Source organism: [Micrococcus luteus] ATCC 49442, from assembly GCF_010367585.1.
GTDB lineage: Bacteria > Actinomycetota > Actinomycetes > Actinomycetales > Micrococcaceae > Arthrobacter > Arthrobacter luteus_A.
In genome coordinates, this window is record NZ_JAAAXP010000001.1 from 3,746,180 (window position 1) to 3,764,711 (window position 18,532).

The 18,532-nt window shown below is 62.8% G+C and carries 17 protein-coding genes; 8 read left to right on the forward strand and 9 right to left on the reverse strand.

The genetic code is table 11. The features are described 5' to 3' along the window. Nucleotides 1–4: 4 nt before the first annotated feature. The 9 genes from GUV69_RS17105 to GUV69_RS17145 all read right to left on the reverse strand — a co-directional run bounded on the left by GUV69_RS17105 (nucleotide 5) and on the right by GUV69_RS17145 (nucleotide 9,516). Nucleotides 5–661 (reverse strand): DUF5134 domain-containing protein, encoded by a 657-nt coding sequence (locus GUV69_RS17105; RefSeq protein ID WP_164204605.1) that lies wholly within the window; start codon nucleotides 659–661, stop codon nucleotides 5–7. A gap of 149 nt (nucleotides 662–810) precedes the next feature. Continuing rightward, on the reverse strand, nucleotides 811–2,754 hold the full coding sequence (locus GUV69_RS17110; protein ID WP_164204607.1) for a primary-amine oxidase: 1,944 nt from the start codon (nucleotides 2,752–2,754) through the stop codon (nucleotides 811–813). 291 nt (nucleotides 2,755–3,045) lie between these two features. Then, nucleotides 3,046–4,047 (reverse strand): heme-dependent oxidative N-demethylase family protein, encoded by a 1,002-nt coding sequence (locus GUV69_RS17115; RefSeq protein ID WP_244292760.1) that lies wholly within the window; start codon nucleotides 4,045–4,047, stop codon nucleotides 3,046–3,048. After that, nucleotides 4,044–5,030 carry a PDR/VanB family oxidoreductase gene (locus GUV69_RS17120; protein ID WP_208786663.1) on the reverse strand — a complete coding sequence of 329 codons (987 nt, stop codon included), beginning with the start codon at nucleotides 5,028–5,030 and terminating at the stop codon, nucleotides 4,044–4,046. The genes GUV69_RS17115 and GUV69_RS17120 overlap by 4 nt, the downstream gene beginning before the upstream one ends. Further along, complete coding sequence (locus GUV69_RS17125) at nucleotides 5,027–5,509, reverse strand: dimethylamine monooxygenase subunit DmmA family protein (protein WP_164204611.1); 483 nt, start codon at nucleotides 5,507–5,509, stop codon at nucleotides 5,027–5,029. The genes GUV69_RS17120 and GUV69_RS17125 overlap by 4 nt, the downstream gene beginning before the upstream one ends. A 9-nt stretch (nucleotides 5,510–5,518) precedes the next feature. Continuing rightward, a complete protein-coding gene (locus tag GUV69_RS17130; protein WP_164204613.1) occupies nucleotides 5,519–5,899 on the reverse strand; it encodes a cupin domain-containing protein in 381 nt (126 codons plus the stop codon). Between the two features lie 307 nt (nucleotides 5,900–6,206). Further along, on the reverse strand, nucleotides 6,207–7,688 hold the full coding sequence (locus tag GUV69_RS17135; RefSeq protein WP_164204615.1) for an APC family permease: 1,482 nt from the start codon (nucleotides 7,686–7,688) through the stop codon (nucleotides 6,207–6,209). Between the two features lie 362 nt (nucleotides 7,689–8,050). Then, nucleotides 8,051–8,758 (reverse strand): cache domain-containing protein, encoded by a 708-nt coding sequence (locus GUV69_RS17140; protein WP_164204617.1) that lies wholly within the window; start codon nucleotides 8,756–8,758, stop codon nucleotides 8,051–8,053. After that, on the reverse strand, nucleotides 8,755–9,516 hold the full coding sequence (locus tag GUV69_RS17145; protein ID WP_164204620.1) for a FadR/GntR family transcriptional regulator: 762 nt from the start codon (nucleotides 9,514–9,516) through the stop codon (nucleotides 8,755–8,757). The genes GUV69_RS17140 and GUV69_RS17145 overlap by 4 nt, the downstream gene beginning before the upstream one ends. A gap of 297 nt (nucleotides 9,517–9,813) precedes the next feature. Between GUV69_RS17145 and hxlB the strand changes: the two genes are divergently transcribed. The 8 genes from hxlB to GUV69_RS17185 all read left to right on the forward strand — a co-directional run bounded on the left by hxlB (nucleotide 9,814) and on the right by GUV69_RS17185 (nucleotide 18,469). Further along, nucleotides 9,814–10,413 carry a 6-phospho-3-hexuloisomerase gene (gene hxlB / locus GUV69_RS17150; RefSeq protein ID WP_208786664.1) on the forward strand — a complete coding sequence of 200 codons (600 nt, stop codon included), beginning with the start codon at nucleotides 9,814–9,816 and terminating at the stop codon, nucleotides 10,411–10,413. A gap of 83 nt (nucleotides 10,414–10,496) precedes the next feature. Beyond that, on the forward strand, nucleotides 10,497–11,120 hold the full coding sequence (gene hxlA / locus GUV69_RS17155) for a 3-hexulose-6-phosphate synthase (protein ID WP_164204622.1): 624 nt from the start codon (nucleotides 10,497–10,499) through the stop codon (nucleotides 11,118–11,120). 238 nt (nucleotides 11,121–11,358) lie between these two features. Continuing rightward, nucleotides 11,359–11,574 (forward strand): hypothetical protein, encoded by a 216-nt coding sequence (locus GUV69_RS17160; protein WP_164204625.1) that lies wholly within the window; start codon nucleotides 11,359–11,361, stop codon nucleotides 11,572–11,574. A 46-nt stretch (nucleotides 11,575–11,620) separates the two neighbouring features. Beyond that, nucleotides 11,621–13,189 (forward strand): glucose-6-phosphate dehydrogenase, encoded by a 1,569-nt coding sequence (gene zwf, locus GUV69_RS17165; RefSeq protein WP_208786665.1) that lies wholly within the window; start codon nucleotides 11,621–11,623, stop codon nucleotides 13,187–13,189. After that, a complete protein-coding gene (locus tag GUV69_RS17170; RefSeq protein WP_244292761.1) occupies nucleotides 13,186–14,178 on the forward strand; it encodes a glucose-6-phosphate dehydrogenase assembly protein OpcA in 993 nt (330 codons plus the stop codon). The genes zwf and GUV69_RS17170 overlap by 4 nt, the downstream gene beginning before the upstream one ends. A 105-nt stretch (nucleotides 14,179–14,283) precedes the next feature. Next, nucleotides 14,284–15,390 carry an S-(hydroxymethyl)mycothiol dehydrogenase gene (locus GUV69_RS17175; protein ID WP_164204627.1) on the forward strand — a complete coding sequence of 369 codons (1,107 nt, stop codon included), beginning with the start codon at nucleotides 14,284–14,286 and terminating at the stop codon, nucleotides 15,388–15,390. Beyond that, the gene (locus GUV69_RS17180) at nucleotides 15,387–16,007 is read left to right on the forward strand and encodes an MBL fold metallo-hydrolase (RefSeq protein ID WP_164204629.1); all 621 of its coding nucleotides are present in this window, start codon (nucleotides 15,387–15,389) and stop codon (nucleotides 16,005–16,007) included. Before GUV69_RS17175 ends, GUV69_RS17180 begins: the two co-directional genes overlap by 4 nt. A 107-nt stretch (nucleotides 16,008–16,114) precedes the next feature. Then, entirely contained in the window at nucleotides 16,115–18,469 is a 2,355-nt protein-coding gene (locus GUV69_RS17185) for an FdhF/YdeP family oxidoreductase (protein ID WP_164204631.1), read from the forward strand. Nucleotides 18,470–18,532: the final 63 nt, after the last annotated feature.

Consider the following 18,532-nt stretch of genomic DNA (forward strand, 5'->3'; position numbering starts at 1 on the left):
TCCCCTAGGCCATAGTGGCGAACATGAGGGCCATTGCGGCGGCGCCCACGGCTTCGAGGCCGTGTTGTTTTCGGGGCGAGTGCCTTGCGGCTGCTGTGCCGCGGGCTGCGGTTGACGGTTTCCGGTTGCGCACCAGGAGGGAGACAAAGACCAGTGCCGCGGCCGCGAAGACGATTGTCAGGGGCGTGGCGAGGCCGGGCAGATGGTCAATGGTGGCCGTGGCCATGGCGGGGGTTGAATGCGACATTCCGTGATGGGCGCCGGGAAGCGCTGAGGCGTCCGCGGGGCCGGCCCCAGGGCCAGTGGTGATGTGGCTAGTCATCATGGTGACCATGACGGCGGCCCCGGCCATGCTGAAGCCGTGGTACAGGCATTTCAGGCGGCCCTGGCTGCCTGCACAGAGGATTTTGAATTCGGGCCGGGCGACGGCCTGGATGACGAACCAGAGGGCTGCGCCCGCGAGGACAGCGATCTGGGCGAGCACGGTGGAAGGTGCGAAGTTCCAGAGCATGAGCGCCATCAGGATGTTCATGACGGCGTGGAGGGTGTTGTTGACCCGGTCGGTGAGCTGGTGCGGCTTGGCAGCCTGCAGGAGGTGGTAGCTGCCGCTAAGCAGCAGGATTACCGTGAGGGTCCAGGTAATTGCGGGGATATTGAACACGCGGATCACACTCTCGCTACAGGTTTGGGTTGGGTACAGGCGGTCCCCGGTGCTTTTCTTACAGCACCGGGGACCGCCTGTTTGAGGATGTTCGTTTCCAGCTTTAGTTCATGTCCGTGGTTCGTGGTTTTCCTGAAGCTGGTTCCGGATTATTTATCTGAGGTGCAGCAGGTGTCGGTGGTGGTGTTGGTGCGGTTTTCGTTGGTGGGGAGGTTGAGGGTGGGGTTTTGGTCGAAGAAGCCGTGGGGTTCGAGCATGAAGCCGATGTTTTGGCGGGGCATGATGGGCCAGTCTTCGAGGCGGACGACGTGGTGCATGCCGAAGGTGTACCAGACGACGAGGTCTTGGTCGACGATGTTGCGGTCTTTTTGGGTCCAGATGTGCAGGCCGTCGTCTTCGCCGGTGGCTTGGTTGGGGAATTCGCCGGCGGCGAAGCGTTCGGTGCGGTCGTAGGCGGTGACCCAGAGGTTGTTCCGGGCGAATTGGGCTCGTTTGGAGACGTAGGATTCATCGCCGGCGGCGAGTTGGATGCCGTCGGTGGGGATCAGGCGGTAGGCGACGGGTTCGTTGACGATGTTTTTGCTGTCGCGGTTGGCGATCTTCCAGAAGCGGTGTTTGGAGGTGTCGGTTTTGCGGATGGCGGCTTGTTCGGTTTCCAGGAGCCGGTCCACGGCCATGAAGGCGGTGTGGGTGGGGTTGTGTTCGGGGATTTCCATGTCGACTTCGTAGACGGCGTTGGTGGGGCCGTCGATTTCGAAGTCCATGCGGACGTTGAACATGTGCTGGTGGATGGGGGCGTAGAGTCCGTCGTTGTTCAGGTTCTGGCCGTAGGGGCTGTTTTCGCCGGGTTTCTGGCCGGCGGTGGAGAGGATGCCGGTGGCTTTGACGAGGAATTCGATGGATCCGTCGAGGAAGAGGTGCCAGTAGAAGGCGTATTCGTAGTTCGCGACGGTGGCGATGAAGGAGATGACGAGTTTGCGGGAGCGGCGGGTTTCGGTGGTGCCTTCGCGGAAGTCGAAGTGCTTCCAGAGGATGGAGTCGTCTTCTTCGTGCATGCAGATGGCGTTTTCGATGGTGAGGGGGTTGCCGTGGCTGTCGGCGGTGATCCCGTCGAAGTATTTGATTTCGCCGAGGCAGTCACAGCCCAGGGTGAGGGAGTTGGCCATGTTTCCGATGTTGTATTCGCCGGAGTCGAAGGCGTTCTTTTTGGCCTGGACGGGGGCGGTGTCACCGTAGGGGACGACCATTTCGGAGAGCGAGGCGCGGTTGAGCACGGGGCGTTCGACGCCCTTGTTGCGGAATTTGAGCTGGTGCAGGACCAGGCCTTCGCGGGGGGTGAAGCCGACGCGGAAGGACCAGTCGGCCCACTGGACGTGGTTGCCGGTGACGGTGAAGGAGGCGCCTTCGGGCTGGGTGATGGAGATGGGTTTGAGGTCGGTGCGGGGTTCGCCGACGTATTTGGGCAGGTAGTTCCCGGACGCGGAGGGGACGGGGATGGCCTGGTCGTCATCGACCTTGACGACCTCGCCGGAGTTCAGGTCCACGATGACGATGAAGTTCTCGATCGGGTGGGCGTAGGGGCTGTCGTCGGCTTCTTCGCGGACGAAGACCAGGGCGCGCATCAGGCGCCGGCCCAGGTCGTCTTCGCCGAAGTAGCCCACGGACCAGGGTTCGAAGCAGACCAGGGACATGTCGGTGATCCCGCGTTTGGCCAGGGCGGCCTGGACCTCGGGGTTCTGGCGGCAGGACTCTTCGCCTTCGGCGAATTCATCGAGCATGAACGGGGGGTGGATGTGCGCGGCGAGCTGGGTCCATTTGGAGACGATGCCTGATTCGAGGTCCACGATCGCTTCGTAGGACCGTGCTTCGGCTCGGTTGACCAGGACTGCGTCGGCTTCACGGGTGACAGCGGCGCCGGTGCGGAGCAGTTCCTTCTCCGGTTCGCGCAGTTCAATGCTGATGAAGCGGAATGATTCCGCGGCGGCCGGGCCGTCCTTCAGGATCGCGGCGGCCCGGGAAATCTCCTCGCGGGAGAGCGGATCAAGCGGGTGGGAAACCCCTACCCCGGTGTGAATTTCAGTGTTGAGAGTCATGGTTTTCTCCTTGGTTCTTTCGTGAGGATGAAGATCCCTATGGCCTGTTAGGCGAGTTGCCCCGTGACATGAGTGGCGTTTGGCAAGTACCTGGCAGACCGCTCATGTTCTTGAAACCTGCCTGGAGGAGACCGGACCCGGGCTTTGCCAGCGGAGCTCTGCACTGAACTCCGCCGGCGTGATGCCGGTCACGTATTCCTCTTGCAGCCAAGCTACGTGAAATAAATCATTTAGTCTAGCTTTTTTTAGGGATATTCTCTTATTGCTCTATTTATGGCGCGCTAGCGGGAGCTAGCGGCCCAGCAGCCAGTCAGAAGCGGCTTTGCGGTAGCGGATGATGCCCTTGTATTCGGCCATGTCGTCCGGCAGTTCGGCCAGCACATGGCCCATCTTTTCCCGCCACGCCGGCACCCGGGCGATGTCGGAAAGGGGCAGGAGGTGGGTCCTGACCAGGAACAGCAAGGCGCCGGAGTGCGGAAGGCGGACCAGGTGCTGAACTTCCACGCGAAGGTGGAGCTTCTCCGGCATGGCAGGGTCGTCGGCAATGGTGCTTCGGCCCGGACCCCACTCCGGGTACGTTTCCGTGGAGGTGTCCATGCGCCGGCCGATGGTCATGGTCCAGTTGGTCCGCCGGAACTGTTCGCCGGGCTGCAGGCGCAGCAGGAACTGCTCAGCCCGGCTGATGATGCGTTCTTCCTTCACCCGCGGGACGGGATGATGGATTTCCATGAAGTTCATGCCGACATCGAAGCCGAATGACCAGTCAGCGGCGAAGGTCACGAGGCCGGCATCGAGCCACAGGGTATCGTCCCGGACGTCGAGAAGAATGATGTCGTCCTGGACCTGGCTGCCGAGGAACCGCAGTGGACCTTCAGGCAGTGAGCTGTCGTCGCCGACGGTAAATTCGACGTCGAGATTCTGCAGGCCGTTATGCCAGCGGCAGATGTTGCCTTCCCGGTGGAAAGACATCGTGTCCGGGTAATCATCCGCCATGGAGGACAGCAGGGTGGTCAGGGCGTCCCACACTGCCGGTCGCATATGGGGGAGGACATTCACGCGGGAAGCGTCGCGTTCCAGCACCTTGGCGCGCTCGGACAGTTCGTCCAGGTAGTGTTCGTCGATGTCCACCAGGTGGGCTCCCCAGGAGCCTGCTTCTGTCGGTGCGGTCTTGGTGGCCGGTTCGACGTTAGCGCTGTACCGGTACGTGTCGTTGGCAAAAGGAAAAGGGAAGCGCCTGATCCGTTCGGGGAGGAGGGCTGCGTCCGGATCGGTTTCGATGATCGTGCTACTCAAAGGTCCAACTCCAATTCTGGGTCGTTGCTGCGCGAAACACAGCACATCATTGTGGTGTTCTCGGCTTTTTCCTGGTCGGACAGGTATAGGTCGCGGTGCTGCGGTGCGCCACGAAGAACCGGCAGGACGCATTCCCCGCAGATGCCCTTGCGGCACATGTTGGGGATGGTCTTCCCTGCTGTTTCGAGTGTCTCCAGCAGCGAAACGCCGGCCGGAACTTCCAAACTAACGCCGCTGCGTGCCAGATGCACCGTAAAGGGTTCACCCGCGTCCAGTTCGGTTGCGCCAAAGGCTTCTGAGTGAAGCCGGGCGGCTGACCAGCCCTGGCTCCGGGCCTCTTCCAGGACCGCATCCATGAAGACAACGGGACCGCACACGTAGAGGTGGGTGCCGAGGGGCTGCGTTATGAGCGCTTCGGCCAGAACGCTTTGGAAACTGCTCCGGCTGGTGCACTCCACCAGAGCGGTCAGCCCCGGCCCCAGCAGTTCCCGTGCTTCCGTCACGTGGGCGCCGGCGTCCGGCCGGTGCACGTAGATCATTGATGCTGTGTTGCCCCGCTCCACTGCGGCCCTGGCGTGCGAAAGAATCGGCGTGATCCCGATTCCTGCAGCAACCAGCAGATGATGCGACGCGGTTGATGCGGGAGCAAATGCGCTCCGGGGGCGCGAAACGTTAACACGGTCGCCGACGGAGAGCCGGTGCATGGCTACCGAGCCGCCGGCGCCTTCATCGACCCTCAGGACAGAGATGGTGTAGTCGGACGGTGCGTTGCCTGAACCTGTCAGCGAGTATGCATTGACGCCGCTCCCGTATTGGACCACCAGGTGGCTCCCCGGGACGTAGGAGGGCAACCGTCCACCCTCCGGAGCGGCGAAGGTAATGCTGACAATCGATTCCGTCTGGCGGCTGATGTCTGTCACCTCCAGGTGGAGGCCTCCCTCCACCGCCGGGTGGACCTGGGGCTGGAGCGCTATGGCGGTCATGCTGCCTCCTCGGCATGGGCTGAGTAGCCCAGGTATGCGCCTCTTCGTCGGGAAAAGTGATCAGTGACGGCCAGGACGGTGGAGCACCCGTGACACGTCACCTCGGTGCCGCCTGTCCGGTCAGCGGTGGTGGAGAGGCAATGCGGACAATAAACAAACCGGGGTCCGGTTTCCTGGGACAGCAGCGTTACTTCCTCCCCCAGAAGTCCGCAGTCCGCTGCGACTGCGGCGGCTGCCCGGATATCTGCCGGGGGTCCTGCAAGGACAAGGCGGACGCCAACACGGGAACTGCTGAAGACGGACTTGAGTTCCAAGAGGGTGTCGGCTGTTGCTGCTTCGAAACGGAGATCGTAGCGGGGCTGGCCATCGGTGTCTGGAACTGCGGTGTCACCTGTGGATCCGAAAGATACACAGATGACACCGCGGAAACCAGGTTCCAGGCCGTTGCCGGCTGCTGGCGGCGTGGACGCGGAACGCATGGTCGGTCCTTACGGGTTGAAGGTGCGGTCGCCGGCGAAGAACCCCAGGCCGTACTCGGGGGTTTCGAACTTCACGGTGGTGCCCTTGGGGAAGAACAGCACGTCGCGTTCCTTGGCGTGTGTGACTTCGCCGGTGCTCTGGTCGGTGAGGATGAATTCGCCCTTGATGACAACCTTCATCTCGTCGTAGGTGTAGGTGTAGACCAGCGGCTCGGACGCCTTCAGTTCGAAGAAGCCGGCGCACATGACCGAGCCCTCCGGGTTGTGCAGCGAGTCGCCGATCGCGGAGATCGTGCCGGGCTCGTTCATCGACGGCAGGCCGATGAAGCCGTTTTCGACCTTGTGGATGGATCCGGCCTTGGTCAGTGATCCTACGAGTGCAGTTTCCATGGTGCTGTCTCCTATGACTGGTGGTGTGAAAGATGGGATTCGGGAAGGGACGTCTTCCGGAGGACCGGCCTGGCCGACCTGCGTGAGATGTGATGTGAGTCACGCTTCCTGCCCCACAAGCAAACCTACGGGACTTAATTCATCTAGTCCAGACTTTTTAAAAGTTAAGGCCAAAATTCCGTTTTATTTCTTCGTGGCGCGGTTGACAGGCCCGGGCCCCCGAACGCACTCACGGCGGATGCCGGGCCTTGGAAAGGCCCGGCATCCGCCGTGAAATATGCGCTGAAAAGCCCGGGTGTTTTCCCTGTCAGGGACTTGGAACCCTTTCAAGATCTCCGGCGTCCTCGTCCGAGGAGGGAGCGGTAGCTGCCTTGCCGCTTAAGCGGCGGGATTCGCGCTGGGTATACAACCAGATGGGTATGTATAGCGACAGCACGAGGAAGCCCACCCAGGTTGAAGTCCAGCCGACCTCCAGGCTGTTCAGGTACACCACGCCCACCAGGCACAGGGGGAGGTTGAAGAGGCCGAAGATCAGGGCCACCTTTTTCCAGCCCTTGGGTGCCTTGAAGGGCCGTTCCAGGTTTTTGAAGGCAGGGTGATTTTTGGCCCTGACATAGGCAAACAGGCTGATGCCGTTGGCGCAGGTGTAGCCGATCGCGGACGCCGCAAGGATTGCCGCCGGCGTCCCCATGGAAATCAGCACGAGGTTGAAGGCACCGATGACCAGCATGGCAACAAACGGTGTACCCTGGCGGTTTGTTTTGCCGAACACCCTGGGCAGGTTGCCTTCACTCGACATGGAGTGCATGGCGCGGGAGGAGCCCAGGTAGGCCGTCTGGATGATGAGGATCATGGCAGCGATCAGCATGATGATGGTGACCATGGTGCCTGCTTGGCCGAAGACGGCCAGGGCCACTGGAATCAGTGGCGACAAGGGCTCGGCCAGTACGCCCTCAACTCCCAGCACGCCGATCACTGCAGATTGCACCAAAACAAACGAGAAGAAACAGATGATGCCGCACGCATAGAGCGCTTTGGGAACGTCTCTCGACGGGTTTTTATACTCGGGACCGTAGATGGCTGCCGTTTCCCAGGCGCATGCACTCCACTGGGCAATCGCAAAGATGCCAAAGAGGATCAGGATGTGGTGCATGTCCCAGGCCCAATCGGCCGGCATCCAGCTGCCGGTGATATTTGAGAGCTCCACCTTCCCGGTGGCGAAAGGCGCTACGGTCAGGACCACCAGGGGTATAAGAGAGAGCGCAGCCAGGACGTAACCCAGCTTGGCGCCATCCTTGAGGCCGAACCAGTTCACGACGAACAACCCGGTGAAAATCACCAGGCCGGAGATTAGCGCCAGCTGGTACTCGGTGAAGGTCTCGGCCAGCACAGGAAACAGCCCGTGCAGGTATCCGCCCACCAGGATGGAAAAGATGGCCAGTACAGGGTTCCAGGCAAACCAGTAGCTCCAGGCGCTGAAGCCGCCGATCAGCTTGCCCTTGTCGTACTTGCCCTTGTAGTTCTCCGTCCGGAAGACATGCTGTGCAAAGCCCGGCAGGCCGGATGCTTTGGGGAAGGTGGTGGCCATCTCGGCATAGGCGGTGCTCTGCATAAAACCCTGCAGGACCGATATTCCCCAGATGAGGATTGCTGCGGCAGACACGTACATCGGCAGGTAGCCCAAGGAAGGCAGAATCAGCAAGGGAACGCCCAGCGCAATGGCCAAACCCTGCTTCCAGTCGATCGACCTTTCCAGGTGATCGGTGCCGTCTAAACGATTTTCACTCATTGAATCTCCCTAAAACTACTGAAGTCGTCTCTGACTTCTTCGTTATGGAACTCGGTTTTGGATCCCCCGTTGGCGGTGAATGATCAGCTCTGTCCAGTCAGGCATGCAGTGCCGCGGCGACATGCTGCCGCGTGAAATTTCCGGACGGCGCGCGCCGGCATGCAGGATGAGGAGGCTGCGGTGCTCAGGAGTGGACCCAACGGGCTATGCCGAAGGACTCATGACTGTTCCGCACTAACGCGATGTGAAGCAGATCACTCCCAGAGGTTACAGCTTAAAACCTCTATTGCGATAGCTTTTGTACACAATAAGTCTGGCCAGCGTCTTGCCGGTCTGCTCCGTTGGCAGCGCGAGTCCGAACGCTAGGCGATATAAATCAAGGAAAGCCCGAGGTGGGGGACGTCCAGGGCGGTCCGATGCTGATTGGGGTAGTCGGACTTTATCCGCTCACCCACAAGATATAAGCCGGAGTTGCCGAGAATGACGCGGTTGCTGGCGTTGACGAGGGCGGCGTCGGCCGAGATAGCGCGCAGGGTCGGCATGATGATGGGTTCCAGGTCCTTGATCCTGATGTCGCAGGCAGCTACACCGGTGAACCGTCCCTGGACAGACAGCGGAGCCGCAAATGTCAGGATGTATTCCTCGAAGCCAAGGAAGTCCACGTACGGCCCCCAGAGGCTCTGTTCACCTGTGGACGCGGCGGTGGAGAAAAACGGCAGCTTTTCATAGTCGTAGTAGCGGCTGCTGCCGGGAGTCACGTCCAGGTCGAGCCTGCCGACGGTGCCGTATTCCTTGCGGGCCCACCAGTCCAACGCCGGAAGCCCCGGCGCGAGGGTGTCCACCGCAAAGAACGTTCCGGCTCCGGCCGCAAAGGTATTCCGTGTCAGGAAGTCGCGGGGATATTCGTCCAGCCCTGCCAGTGCAGCCATGTCGATGCCGGGCTTGCCGGCCAGATTTCCCTCCAGGAGGGAGGAAATGTCGCTGGCGAGTCTATTCACCTCCGCGCAGACGCCGCTCAGCCAGGAAGAAAGGGTAGCGGCAGCGTGTGCGACTTCAGCGGCGGGCATCATTGACCATCCTGGGTTGATTGGGCGTAGCCGAGGGTGAGCTTCTTGTCGATGAGGTGGAAAATGTTCCGCCGGATGTGCTCAAGGACAAGGTTCTGGGCTTTCTCCGGCTGGTCCTGGGCAACTGCCCGGACCAGTTCCAAGTGTTCAGCGGTTGCCTGCTCAGGGTCAAATGCCACGGTGAGCGGAGTCCAAAGCTGCTGCACTGTTTCTTCCTGAAGCCGGATCTCGGCATTGGCAAGCCGTGGTGACTGTGCGGCGATGGCCATTTCTATGTGGAAGCGGCTATCCGCAGGTGCGCGCAGTTCAGGGGTATCGGCCAGGACCAAAGCCCGGGCAAGTTCCTGCAGGCGTTCGCAGTCGTGTGCTTCGGCACGCTCACATGCGAGGCGGACGGTGGTGGCGGCGATGGCGGAATGTTCGTCACCGATGTCACGGATTTCGGAGATCGACGTCGAGAGGAACCAATCGCGTATCGCATCGGTCTGCGTACGCGGCTGGCTGACGACAAAAGTTCCACCGCTGCGGCCCCTGCGGGTCTCGACAACTCCGCTCTCACGCAGTTCCCCCAGTGCTTCGCGAAGCGTGGCCCCGCCAACGCCAAACATTTCGGAGAGCGCCGCTTCGGGCGGCAGGCGTTCACCTACTTTGAGCAGTCCCAGGCTGATGGCCTTGGTAATTCTGTCCACGATCGCGTCGGCCCTCTCGATTTCCGGCAGGGACCGGTAGATCTGGGACTGGAATGAGGACGGCGAGGCCAAAAGTCTGCGCTCCGGGGAATGAGATATGGGGTGGTTCGATGACAAGCAGTCCGGACAACATAGGCAGGACTTAACTCGTTTCCCAGAGTCTATGCAATAAATCCCTCAAAACTGCGGTTTTCCGGGCCCTGTCCGGTCCACCTACCCTGGGCCGGTAGGGAGCACCAATCCTTAAGTGTAGTTAGAACCGTCAGAAAACAGTGTTACCCCTGCCCGTTCCCTTCGGGAGTATGGATATCAACCAGAAAGCGTCGTTCGGCTCCACAGGCCAACGACCGAATAGAAGGGGAAAACATCGTGACTACGACAGCAAGTGCAGTTCGTACCGGGTACAGCAGCACAGATGACATTGTCCGGAATCTCTCTCTTGTCAGGGACGAGATCACGGACACCGCGGCCAAGCTCGACGAGCAGCAGCTGGCCGACCTGGCCCGTCACCTCAGCCATCCCGGCCGGGTGTTCGTCGCCGGAGCCGGCCGCAGCGGCCTGGTGCTCCGGATGGCTGCCATGAGGCTGATGCACCTGGGCCTGAACGTCCACATCGCCGGTGACACCACCACACCCGCAATCGCTTCCGGCGACCTGCTCCTGGTGGCCTCCGGATCGGGAACCACCTCGGGCGTAGTCAAGTCAGCCGAGACAGCAGCCAAGGCGGGGGCGCGGATTGCCGCGTTCACCACGAACGCGAGCTCACCGCTTGCCGGCCTGGCCGACTCCGTGGTGATCATTCCCGCCGCGCAGAAGACCGACCACGGCTCGAGCGTTACCCGCCAGTACTCAGGGTCCCTCTTCGAGCAGGTCCTGTTCCTCGCCACCGAAGCCATCTTCCAGTCCCTGTGGGACAACACGGATGTACCTGCCGAGGAGCTTTGGCTCAGGCACGCAAACCTCGAGTAATCGAGACACAGATTTCACCAACCGCAGTACCTGATCAAGTTTCAACACCAACCGCATTTCTCAACAGAAGGAAAAACACCATCATGAAGCTCCAAGTTGCTATCGACCTGCTGACCACCGAAGCCGCCCTCGAACTCGCCGGCCAGGTCGCCGAATTCGTTGACATCATCGAGCTGGGCACCCCGCTGATCAAGGCCGAAGGCCTCTCAGTCATCACGGCGATCAAGAACGCCCACCCGGACAAGGTTGTCTTCGCTGACCTCAAGACCATGGATGCCGGCGAGCTCGAAGCCGACATCGCGTTCAAGGCCGGCGCTGACCTGGTCACCGTGCTCGGTGCTGCCGATGACTCCACCATCGCCGGTGCCGTCAAGGCCGCCAAGGCCCACAACAAGGGTGTTGTCGTTGACCTCATCGGCATCGAGGACAAGGTAACCCGTGCCAAGGAAGTCCGCGCCCTGGGTGCGAAGTTCGTTGAGATGCACGCCGGCCTGGACGAGCAGGCAAAGCCCGGCTTCGACCTGAACGGTCTGCTCCGTGCCGGCGCTGAAGCCCGCGTTCCGTTCTCCGTTGCAGGCGGCGTCAAGCTCGCCACCATCGGTGACGTCCAGAAGGCCGGTGCCGATGTCGCCGTTGCCGGCGGTGCCATCTACGGTGCAGCCGACCCGGCACTGGCAGCCAAGCAGCTCCGCGCGGCCATCAACTAACCAGCCGGTTGACGGAGGCGTCCCGCACTCCCAACACGTCGCGGGATGCCACCTCCGGGCTGCAGGACCTCGTTTTTGAGGGCCTGCAGCCCGGAATGTCTTTCCTGTACTGCCCGCGGAGATACGTTTCCGCGGGCAGTACGGTTCCGTGCTGAATCCGATTCCAAAAACACAACACCCCAATGACGTGGGGTTGGCACATGGGCGCACCAAGACCCATGGGAAGGAACTGTTCATCATGCGTAGTCAGGCCACACATAATTTAGAAGTAGTTGTTACCGAGCCAAGCCGTCTTTACGAGCTGCTCGACGATGCCGAGGCCACCCTCCGCCAGGTAGCCAGGCCCCACTGCTATTCCGGCATTCTGGTCACCCGCCACACTCCCAGCCGTTACACCCTCGCCCTCAGCGACACCGTTCCCTACGGTGAGACCCGCGAGCAGATCCTCTCCTGACCGCCGGTCCGCGGCCGCGCCACCCTGTCGAAAGTTAGAAGCCACCATGTCACTTACGTACGTTGATCCAAGTGTGAGGCCCGTGCAGAAGTCCGTGCGTAATCCGTTGCGGGATCCGCGGGATCGTCGTTTGAATCGCATTGCGGGTCCGTCCTCCTTGGTGCTCTTTGGGGTGACGGGGGATTTGGCACGGAAGAAGCTGATGCCGGCTGTGTATGATCTGGCGAACCGGGGGTTGTTGCCGCCGAGTTTCGCGTTGGTGGGGTTTGGCCGGCGTGAGTGGTCGGATGAGGATTTCGCGGCGGAGGTGAAGGCTGCGGTGCTGGCGTCTGCGCGGACCCCGTTTGATGAGGCGGTGTGGAACCAGCTCGCGGAGGGTATCCGTTTTGTCCGGGGCGCGTTTGATGATGATGACGCGTTTGAGCGGCTTGGTGAGGTCATTGATGAGCTCGATGAGGTCCGCGGGACGCGGGGGAACCACGCGTTTTATCTCTCGATCCCGCCGAAGGCGTTTGAGCAGGTCTGCCGGCAGTTGTCCAAGCACGGCCTCGCGCAGGGTGATGGGGAGAAGTGGCGGCGGGTGGTGATCGAGAAGCCGTTCGGTCATGACCTGGACTCTGCCCGGGCACTCAATGACATTGTGGAGTCGGTGTTCCCGGCGGATGCGGTGTTCCGGATTGATCATTATCTGGGCAAGGAGACGGTTCAGAACATTCTGGCGTTGCGGTTCGCGAACCAGTTGTTCGAGCCGTTGTGGAACGCGAATTACGTGGACCATGTCCAGATCACGATGGCCGAGGATATTGGCACCGGCGGCCGGGCGGGGTATTACGACGGTGTGGGCGCGGCCCGCGACGTGATCCAGAACCACCTGCTGCAGTTGCTCGCGTTGACGGCGATGGAGGAACCGATCTCCTTTAACGCCGATGATTTGCGGGCGGAGAAGGAAAAGGTCCTCGCCGCGGTGAAGCTCCCGGAGGATTTGTCCACGCATTCGGCGCGGGGTCAGTTCGCCGGCGGCTGGCAGGGCGGGGAACAGGTCCAGGGCTACCTGGAAGAAGACGGGATCCCCGCGGATTCGAAGACCGAAACGTTCGCGGCGATCCGGGTCGATATCCACACGAGGCGCTGGGCCGGGGTCCCGTTTTATTTGCGGGCCGGGAAGCGGCTGGGGCGTCGGGTGACGGAGATCGCGGTGGTGTTCAAACGCGCCCCGAACCTGCTCTTCCGTGACCACGGGGAGGATGATTTCGGGCAGAACGCTGTGGTTATCCGGGTCCAGCCCGATGAGGGCGCGACGATCCGGTTCGGGTCCAAGGTTCCGGGCACGCAGATGGAAGTCCGGGACGTGACGATGGACTTCGGCTACGGGCATTCGTTTACCGAGTCCTCCCCGGAGGCGTATGAGCGGCTGATCCTGGACGTGCTCCTGGGCGAACCGCCGTTGTTCCCGCGGCATGAGGAAGTGGAACTGTCCTGGAAGATCCTGGACCCGTTCGAGGACTACTGGGCCTCCCTGGCGGAGCAGCCCGAACCCTACGCCCCCGGGTCCTGGGGCCCTGCCAGCGCCGATGAGCTGCTGGCCCGTGACGGACGAACCTGGAGAAGGCCATGATCGTAGACCTGCCGGACACCACCACCTCGAAGATCTCCAAGAAGATCATGTCCCTGCGCGAGCAGGGCGGCGTGATCGCCCTGGGCCGGGTCCTGACCCTGGTGGTCGTGACCCGGTCCGGGCTCGAGGAAGAAGCGATCGAGGCCGCGAACGAAGCCAGCCGGGAACACCCCTGCCGGATCATCGTGCTCGCCGACGCCGGCGCCGAGGCCCCGAACCGGCTCGACGCCCAGATCCGGGTCGGCGGGGACGCCGGCGCCTCGGAAGTGATCGTGCTGCGCGGCTACGGGGAACTCGCGCACGAGTCCGAGTCCCTGGTCGCGGCACTGTTGCTCCCGGACGCCCCGATCGTGGCCTGGTGGCCGCACGGGGCACCGGAGAACGCCTGCGAAACCTCCGTGGGGAAGATCGCGCACCGCCGGATCACCGATTCCGCGAACGAACCCGATCCCCAAAAGGCGCTCGAGAACATCCGGGCCACCTACAAAGCCGGCGACACCGACCTCGCCTGGACCAGGCTCACGAACTGGCGGATCCAGCTCGCCGCCGTCCTGGACCAGACCGACGGGTCCCCCGTCACCGCGGTCGCCGTCGAAGGCGCCTCCGACTCCCCGTCCACGATCCTGCTCGCGGCCTGGCTGACCCTGGCCCTGGACGCACCCGTAACCATCGTCGCGGACCCCGCCGGGACCGGGATCCGCCGCGTCCGGCTCACCCGCCCCCACGGCGAGGTCCAACTCTTCCGCCCCGGCACCTCCATCGCCGAACTCACCCAGCCCGGCCAACCCGCCCAACGCATCTCCCTGCCCCGCCGCAGCCTCAAAGACTGCCTCGCCGAAGAACTCCGCCGCCTCGACCCCGACGAAGTCTTCGGAGAAGTGATTACCAACCTCCCCACCGCAACGATGCAGCAGGACCCCCTGATGACGTTCACGTGCAGCGGGGAACCGGAACGTAACAAGGACCGCCAGTCACTGATCACCGTTTAACGGGACCGCGCAACCGAAGACGTGGAACCCCAACGCGTCAGTTAGATTGGCACTTGGTGCCGATTCACCGGATCCGGACGGATCCAGGAAAGGAACACAAGAATAATGGTCCACAAAGTACAGGCCGTCATCGCCAGGGAGAAGAACGCCCCGGTTTCGCTGGAGACCATCCTGGTCCCGGATCCAGGGCCGGGAGAGGCCCTGGTGGACATTCTCACCTGCGGGGTCTGCCACACGGACCTGCACTACAAGCAGGGCGGCATCGGCGACGACTTCCCTTATCTGCTGGGCCATGAGGCCACGGGCATCGTCAGCGCGGTGGGTCCGGACGTCACCCAGGTTGCGCCGGGTGACCGGGTGATCCTGAACTGGCGGGCCGTCTGCGGGGAATGCCGCGCTTGCGCCAAGGGTCAGCCGCAGTACTGCTTTAACACGCACAACGCGACCCAGAAGATGACGCTCGAGGACGGTACGGAACTCTCGCCCGCGCTGGGCATTGGCGCCTTCGCGGAGAAAACGCTTGTTGCCGCCGGGCAGTGCACCAGGATTGACGACGACGCCGATCCCGCCGCCGTCGGGCTGCTCGGCTGCGGTGTGATGGCCGGCATCGGTGCGGCCATTAACACGGGCGAGGTCAAGCGCGGCGAATCCGTGGCCGTCATCGGCTGCGGCGGCGTGGGCATCGCCGCGATCGCGGGCGCAAAGCTGGCCGGCGCCACCACCATCATCGCGGTGGACATCGACGCCAACAAGCTGGAGATGGCCAAGTCCCTGGGGGCCACCCACGGGGTGGATTCCGGCAAGGAAGACCCCATCGAGGCTATCCGGGCCCTCACGGGAGGCAACGGAGCTGACGTGGTGATTGACGCCGTCGGACGCCCTGAAACGTACAAGCAGGCGTTCTACGCCCGCGACCTCGCCGGCCGCGTGGTGCTGGTGGGTGTCCCGACGCCGGACATGAAGCTTGAGCTGCCCCTGCTGGACGTCTTTGGCCGGGGAGGGTCGCTGAAGTCCTCCTGGTACGGGGACTGCCTGCCGTCCCGCGATTTCCCCATGCTCGTTGCGCACTACAAGCAGGGCAACCTTGACCTGGATGCCTTTGTCACCGAGCGGATCACCATCGACCAGGTGGAGGAAGCCTTCGCCAAGATGCATGATGGCAAGGTCCTGCGCTCGGTTGTTGAAGTTAAGACACTGAAGGAGTTCTCATGACAGTCACCATCGAAAACCTGGTCACCTCGGGCACATTTTCGCTCGACGGCGGCACCTGGGACGTGGACAACAACGTCTGGATCGTGGGCAACGACGATGAGTGCGTGATCATCGATTCCCCGCACGATGCTGCCGCGATCATCAACCAGGTCCGCGGCCGCAAGGTCCTGGCCATCCTGCTGACCCACGCGCACAACGACCACATCGGCGCGGCACGCGAGGTTGCGGCCGCCGTCGGCGCCCCGATCATCCTGAACCCGGAGGACCTGGTCCTCTGGAAGCAGGTTTACCCGGATGCGGACCCGGACCGTTACCACGGCGACGGGGACGTCTTCGAGGTGGGCGGCACGGCGCTGCTGGCCATCCACACCCCGGGCCATTCCCCGGGCTCCACCTGCTTCTACCTCGAAAGTGAGGGGACGGTCTTCACCGGCGACACCCTCTTCAACGGTGGACCCGGAGCGACGGGACGCTCCTACAGCGATTACCCCACCATCCTGACGTCCATCAGGGAACGGCTCCTCACCCTCCCGCCGGAGACCGTGGTCCGCACCGGACATGGCGATAACACCACCATTGGTGCGGAACGGGAAACGCTGGCTAAGGTTTCCCAGTAGGCAAGGACTTGAACAGCAGGATTCCGATGAGGCGCGCCAGGTCAGCTGGCGCGCCTCAACGGGCGTTTTGAACAAGAACGGCGCGAGCCGCAAAGGAAGTTGGGACAATGAAGTTCGGTAAGCAGCCCGCCCCCGTCGACGACATCAACGAGGACCACCTCGCCGTCCATAAGCCCAAAAAGGAAGCGGCCGGTGTCAAGGCTGTGCTGGTTGCCCTGGAACGCGCCGTGGCCCAGGCCGGCGTGACCCGGACCGCGCAGTCCCTGCTCCGGCTGAACCAGCAGGGCGGCTTCGACTGCCCCGGCTGCGCCTGGCCGGAATCGGCCACCAAGCGCAAAGCAGCCGAATTCTGCGAGAACGGGGCCAAGGCGGTGGCCGAGGAAAACACCCTCCGCACAGTGGGCGCGGAGTTCTGGGCCAGGCATTCCATCGCCGAGCTCTCCGGAAAAACGGAGTACTGGCTGGGCAACCAGGGCCGGCTGAGCGAACCTGTAGTGATCCGTGAAGGGGAGTCGCACTATTCCCCGATCTCCTGGGCCGACGCCTTCGACCTGGTGGGTGAACACATCCGCGCCTCCACACCGGACCGTTGCGTCTTCTACACCTCAGGCCGCACCGCCAACGAGACCGCGTTTATGTACCAGCTGTTCGCCCGCGCCCTGGGTACCAACAACCTCCCGGACTGCTCCAACATGTGCCACGAGTCCTCGGGCTCGGCGCTGAACCCGACCATCGGCATCGGCAAGGGCACCGTGTCCCTGGAGGACATCCACGACTCCGAACTCATCTTTGTGGTGGGGCAGAACCCCGGGACGAACCATCCCCGGATGCTCTCCGCACTGAAGGAATGCAAGGACAAGGGCGGCAAGGTGGTGGCCGTCAATCCGTTGCCGGAGGCCGGCCTGTTCAACTTCAAGGATCCGCAGACCGTCTCGGGTGTGGTGGGCGGCGGTACGCCGCTGGCCGACGAGTACCTGCAGATCAAGGTCGGCGGTGACCTGGCACTCTTCCAGGCACTGGGCCACCTGCTCCTGGCGGAGGAGGAACGCAACCCCGGCACCGTCGTCGACCGTTCCTTCATTGATGCACAGACCGACGGTTTCGATGCCTACCGCGACGCCCGCGGCGAGCTGGACTGGGCAGAAACCGAGAAGGCCACCGGCCTGACCCGCGGACAGATCGAAACCGTTGCCGGGATGCTCATCAAGTCCAAGGCCACCATTTTCTGCTGGGCCCTGGGCGTCACGCAGCAGCCGCACTCGGTGGACACCATCAAGGAAATGGTCAATGTCCTGCTCCTGCAGGGCAACTTCGGCAAGCCGGGCGCCGGCGCCTGCCCTGTGCGCGGGCACTCGAACGTCCAGGGTGACCGGACCATGGGCATCTGGGAAAAGCCCAAGGAATGGCTCCTCGAAGCACTGGACACCGAGTTCGGGATCGAGTCCCCGCGGCACCACGGCTACGATGCCGTGGAGTCCATGGAGGCGTTTGAGCGCGACGAGGTGGACGTTTTTGTGTCCATGGGCGGCAACTTCTCGCTCGCCTGCTCGGATACCGAAACCCTGGAAGCCGGGATGCAGCGGATCGGCCTGACCGTGCATATCTCCACCAAGCCCAACCGGTCCCATATTGTGCACGGCCGCACGTCCCTGATCCTGCCCACGCTGGGCCGTACGGACAAGGACGACAAGCACCCCAAGGGCGCGCAGTTCCTGTCCGTGGAGGACTCCATGTCCGTGGTCCACTCCACCCAGGGCAGGCTCCAGCCTGTGTCCGAGCACCTGCTGGCCGAACCGGTCATCGTGGCACGGATGGCGGAAGCGACCTTCGGGCCGGACCACTCCGTGGACTGGAAAGCCATGGCCGAGGACTACGACGTGGTCCGCGACCACATCTCGCGCGTCCTGCCCGGGTTCGAGGATTTCGACACCCGGGTCAGGACCAAAAACGGCTTTGTGCTGCCCAACCCGCCGCGCGATACCCGCTCCTTCCAGACGGACATCGGCCGGGGCCGCTTCACGGTCAGCCCGCTGGAATACCTGACCCCGCCGGACGGCCACCTGGTACTGCAGACCATCCGCAGCCACGACCAGTACAACACCACGTTCTACGGCCTGGATGACCGGTACCGCGGCATCTCGGGCGGCCGGCGCGTGATCCTGGTACACCCTGAGGACCTGGCGGAACTCGGGTTCGAGGACCGGGACCTCGTGGACGTGGTCAGCACGTTCCGCGGCCACGACCGGCAGGCGGACAAGTTCCGCCTCGTTGCCTACCCGACGGCGAAGGGCTGCGCCGCGGCGTACTTCCCCGAAGCCAACGCCCTGGTCCACAAGGAAAACGTCGCCAGGGAATCCAACACCCCCGGCTTCAAGGCGATGTTCGTCCGGTTTGTGCCGCACATGGCGGAGCCGGAATCAGCAGACGAATCGGCCTCGCTGTCGGCGGCCACTGCCGGCTGACGGGACAGCACAACGGCCCCGCCTCCGAAGCTGTTCAAGGGAGGCGGGGCCGTTGGGTGTGCG

What these genes read in the sequence shown, in the direction of transcription:
- GUV69_RS17110 (WP_164204607.1), bottom strand. Translation starts at nt 2,754, where the DNA reads ATGACTCTCAACACTGAAATTCACACCGGGGTAGGGGTTTCCCACCCG.
- GUV69_RS17170 (WP_244292761.1), top strand. Translation starts at nt 13,186, where the DNA reads ATGATCGTAGACCTGCCGGACACCACCACCTCGAAGATCTCCAAGAAG.
- GUV69_RS17160 (WP_164204625.1), top strand. Translation starts at nt 11,359, where the DNA reads ATGCGTAGTCAGGCCACACATAATTTAGAAGTAGTTGTTACCGAGCCA.
- GUV69_RS17140 (WP_164204617.1), bottom strand. Translation starts at nt 8,758, where the DNA reads ATGATGCCCGCCGCTGAAGTCGCACACGCTGCCGCTACCCTTTCTTCC.
- GUV69_RS17175 (WP_164204627.1), top strand. Translation starts at nt 14,284, where the DNA reads ATGGTCCACAAAGTACAGGCCGTCATCGCCAGGGAGAAGAACGCCCCG.
- GUV69_RS17130 (WP_164204613.1), bottom strand. Translation starts at nt 5,899, where the DNA reads ATGGAAACTGCACTCGTAGGATCACTGACCAAGGCCGGATCCATCCAC.
- hxlA (WP_164204622.1), top strand. Translation starts at nt 10,497, where the DNA reads ATGAAGCTCCAAGTTGCTATCGACCTGCTGACCACCGAAGCCGCCCTC.
- GUV69_RS17135 (WP_164204615.1), bottom strand. Translation starts at nt 7,688, where the DNA reads ATGAGTGAAAATCGTTTAGACGGCACCGATCACCTGGAAAGGTCGATC.
- GUV69_RS17125 (WP_164204611.1), bottom strand. Translation starts at nt 5,509, where the DNA reads ATGCGTTCCGCGTCCACGCCGCCAGCAGCCGGCAACGGCCTGGAACCT.
- GUV69_RS17185 (WP_164204631.1), top strand. Translation starts at nt 16,115, where the DNA reads ATGAAGTTCGGTAAGCAGCCCGCCCCCGTCGACGACATCAACGAGGAC.
- GUV69_RS17120 (WP_208786663.1), bottom strand. Translation starts at nt 5,030, where the DNA reads ATGACCGCCATAGCGCTCCAGCCCCAGGTCCACCCGGCGGTGGAGGGA.
- zwf (WP_208786665.1), top strand. Translation starts at nt 11,621, where the DNA reads ATGTCACTTACGTACGTTGATCCAAGTGTGAGGCCCGTGCAGAAGTCC.
- GUV69_RS17180 (WP_164204629.1), top strand. Translation starts at nt 15,387, where the DNA reads ATGACAGTCACCATCGAAAACCTGGTCACCTCGGGCACATTTTCGCTC.